The sequence below is a fragment of the Phenylobacterium sp. genome (genome assembly GCF_036821595.1).
Taxonomy (GTDB): Bacteria; Pseudomonadota; Alphaproteobacteria; order Caulobacterales; family Caulobacteraceae; genus Phenylobacterium.
The window spans coordinates 1-3395 of the sequence record NZ_DAISJG010000142.1; the positions used below are offsets into that span (position 1 = coordinate 1).

The 3395-nt window shown below is 73.9% G+C and carries 6 protein-coding genes; all 6 read left to right on the forward strand.

Going from position 1 to position 3395, the window contains the following annotated elements:
• Positions 1 to 362, forward strand: a 362-nt coding sequence (locus tag V7Z97_RS19835; RefSeq protein ID WP_334165272.1) for an SPOR domain-containing protein, incomplete at its 5' end; no start/stop codon positions are given.
• On the forward strand, positions 359 to 1372 hold the full coding sequence (gene nagZ, locus V7Z97_RS19840; RefSeq protein WP_334165275.1) for a beta-N-acetylhexosaminidase: 1014 nt from the start codon (positions 359 to 361) through the stop codon (positions 1370 to 1372). The genes V7Z97_RS19835 and nagZ, both read left to right, overlap by 4 nt.
• Positions 1369 to 2175, forward strand: a complete 807-nt coding sequence (locus V7Z97_RS19845; RefSeq protein WP_334165276.1) for a segregation and condensation protein A — start codon at positions 1369 to 1371, stop codon at positions 2173 to 2175. Before nagZ ends, V7Z97_RS19845 begins: the two co-directional genes overlap by 4 nt.
• Complete coding sequence (gene scpB / locus V7Z97_RS19850; protein ID WP_334165279.1) at positions 2172 to 2816, forward strand: SMC-Scp complex subunit ScpB; 645 nt, start codon at positions 2172 to 2174, stop codon at positions 2814 to 2816. The genes V7Z97_RS19845 and scpB overlap by 4 nt, the downstream gene beginning before the upstream one ends.
• Positions 2817 to 2916: 100 nt before the next feature.
• Positions 2917 to 3126, forward strand: coding sequence for a twin-arginine translocase TatA/TatE family subunit (locus V7Z97_RS19855; RefSeq protein ID WP_334165280.1), 210 nt, complete (start codon positions 2917 to 2919; stop codon positions 3124 to 3126).
• Between the two features lie 76 nt (positions 3127 to 3202).
• The coding region (gene tatB / locus V7Z97_RS19860; RefSeq protein ID WP_334165281.1) for a Sec-independent protein translocase protein TatB at positions 3203 to 3395 on the forward strand (193 nt) is incomplete at its 3' end.

The window sequence follows — 3395 nt, forward strand, 5'->3', positions numbered from 1 at the left end:
CCGCCCTGCCGGCCGCCCAGACGGCGGCCCCCAAGGCCGCGCCGCCGCCCCCGGTCGCCGCCGCTGCGCCGCCGCCGGCTCCGAAGGCCGCGCCGGCGCCCGCGCCTGCGGCGACCTCCACCGGCGGGGCCGCGGTGCAGATCGGAGCGGTGTCCTCGACCGCGCTCGCCGACAGGGCCTGGAACGAGGCGGTCGCCGCCGCACCGGGCCTCGCCGCCGGCAAGGGCAAGAGCGTGGAGCGCATCGAGCGCGACGGCTCGGTCCTCTACCGCACGGCCGTCACCGGCTTCGCCGACCGGGCGCAGGCCACCGCCTTCTGCGACAGGCTGAAGGCCGCCGGGAAGAGCTGCTTCGTCCGGTGAGCGCCTGCGCCGCCATCCTCGGCTGCTCGGGCCCGACCCTGACCGCGGAGGAGGCGGCCTTCTTCCGCGCCGTGAAGCCCTGGGGGTTCATCCTCTTCGGCCGCAACGTCGAGACCCCGGGCCAGGTGCGCCGGCTCACCGACGACCTGCGCGGGAGGGTAGAGCGTGGCGACGCCCCGATCCTCGTCGACCAGGAGGGCGGCCGGGTGGCCCGGCTGAAGCCGCCGCACTGGAAGCGCTATCCGCCGGGCCGCGCCTATGGCGAGCTGCCGCCGGAGAGCCGGCGCGAGGTCACGCGGCTGGGCGCGCGTCTGCTGGCCCATGACCTGGCGGCCGTCGGCGTCAACGTCGACTGCCTGCCGGTGCTCGACGTGCGCGATACGGAGGGCCATGAGGTGATCGGCGACCGCGCCTACTCGGACGATGCGGCCGAGGTGGCCGCGCTCGGCCGGGCGGCGGCCGAGGGGCTGCTGGCCGGCGGTGTCCTGCCGGTGGCCAAGCACATGCCCGGCCACGGCCGCGCGGCCGCCGACAGCCACGAGGCGCTTCCGGTGGTCGAAGCCTCGGTCGAGGCGCTGGAGACCCGCGACTTCGCCCCGTTCCGGGCGCTCGCCGACCTGCCCATGGCGATGACAGCCCATGTGATCTACGCCGCCATCGACGGCGCGCGCCCGGCGACCACCTCGGCTAGGGTGTTCGAGCGGGTGATCCGCGGGGCGATCGGCTTCGAAGGGCTCGTGATGAGCGACGACCTCGCCATGCAGGCGCTGGACGGCGGCTTCGCCGAGCGGGCGGAGCGTTCGCGGGCGGCCGGCTGCGACGTCGTCCTGCACGGCGAGGGCGACATGTCCGCCATGCGCCAGGTGGCCGAGGGCGCGGGCGCGCTGGAGGGGAAGGCGGCCGAACGGGCCCGCGCGGCGCTCGCCCGACTGCCGGCCCGACCGGAGCCGTTCGACGCCGCCGAGGGCCGCGCCCGCTTCGACGCCGCCTTCGAAGGACGCTACGCATGAGCGGCGGTTTCCAGCCCAACCTCGACTTCACCGCCGCGGCCACGGCCGCCGAAGACGGCGAGGCCCTGATCGTCGACATCGAGGGCTACGAAGGCCCGCTGCACGTCCTGCTGGCGCTGGCCCGCAGCCAGAAGGTGGACCTGCTCCAGCTCTCGATCCTGAAGCTGGCCGAGCAGTACCTGTCGTTCGTCCAGCAGGCCCGGCGGATGCGCTTCTCGCTGGCGGCCGACTACCTCGTGATGGCCGCCTGGCTTGCCTACCTGAAGTCGCGCCTGCTGCTGCCGAAGCCCGAGAAGATGAAGCCCGAGGAGGCGCCGGCCGAGGAGATCGCCGCGCGGCTCGCCTTCCGGCTGGCCAAGCTCGACGCCATGCGCAAGGCCGGCGAGGCCCTGAAGGCGCGCCCGCAGCTCGGCCGCGATGTCTTCGGCCGCGGCGACCCTGAGGCCATCAAGGTCATCCCTTCGGGCCGGATCGAGGGCGACCTCTACAGCCTGATGAGCGCCTACATCGACCAGCGGCGGAAGGAGCAGGGCCGCCACTACACGCCCCGCGCCCCGGTGGCCTATCCGCTGGAGGACGCCCGCGACCGGTTGCGCAGCCTGCTGCCCGACCTCGACCGCTGGACCCCGCTGGCCGGGGTCGCGCCCCACGGCCCGGCCGACCATGGGCCGAGCCGCGCCTCCTTCCTCGCCTCGACGCTGTCGGCCAGCCTCGAACTGGTGAAGGAAGGGGCGCTGGAGGCCCGCCAGCTCGAGGCCTTCGCCGACATCTACCTGAAGCGGCGTCCGGAGGTCCGGCCGTGAGCGTCGAGACCGAGCGCGAGGTCGAGGCCCTGCTGTTCGCCGCCGCGGGCCCCCTGAGCCTGGAGGACCTGGCCCGGAGGCTGCCCGAAGGCGCCGACGTGGAGGGCGCGATCGCTGCCCTGCAGGCCCGCTACGCGGGACGCGGCGTCGAGCTGGCCTGCGTGGCCGGCCGCTGGCGCTTCCAGACCGCCGCCGACCTCGCCTGGCTGATGACCGAGGAGAAGGAGGAGCCGCGGCGCCTCTCCAAGGCCGCGCAGGAGACGCTCGCCATCATCGCCTACCACCAGCCGGTGACCCGCGCCGAGATCGAGGCCGTGCGCGGCGTCCAGGCCAGCAAGGGCACCCTCGACGTCCTCCTGGAGCTGGGCCTCGTGCGCATGCGCGGCCGGCGGCGGACGCCCGGCCGCCCGGTCACCTACGGCACCACCGACGCCTTCCTGGAGCACTACGGCCTGACCAGCCTCGCCGACCTGCCCGGCGCCGCGGAGATGAAGGCCGCGGGCCTGCTCTCCCTCGACCTTCCGTCCGATTTCGCCGTGCCCAATCCCGACCAGCTGGCGCCCGACGAGGACCCGCTGGACGCCGCCGAGACGCCGGAATTCCACATCGATTTCCTGGGCGAGGAAGAGGCGGGCCGTTAGGCCGCGGAGTCGGCGTTGGCGCGGGCCGCGACGACGGACTATATAGCCCGCGAAGCTATCCGGTCGCCGGGGGCGCGACCTACCAAGGAGTGTGGCCGTCATGGGCTCTTTTTCCATCTGGCACTGGCTGATCGTGCTGGTCGTCGTGGCCCTGCTGTTCGGCGGCCGCGGCAAGCTGTCCGGCCTCATGGGCGACGCCGCCAAGGGCATCCGCGCCTTCCGCGACGGCCTGAAGGGTGAGGACGACACCGAGCAGGCCGACGCCAAGCCGCTCCCCAAGGAGCGCGAGAAGGACACCACGCGCGGCTGACCGCCACGCGTCCACCAGCTGATTTCGGCGCCGGCGCGGACTTGATCGCGGCCGGCGTCTTCGCCTAGGCCAGCGCATGCTTCCCGATATCGGCGCCACAGAGCTGCTCGTCATCGCCGTGGTGGCGCTGATCGTGGTGGGTCCCAAGGACCTGCCCATGCTGCTGCGCCGCCTCGGCCAGTTCATGGCGAAGCTGCGCGGCATGGCGGCGGAGTTCCGCGCCAGCTTCGACGAGATGGCCCGCCAGTCCGAGCTCGACGAGCTGCGCA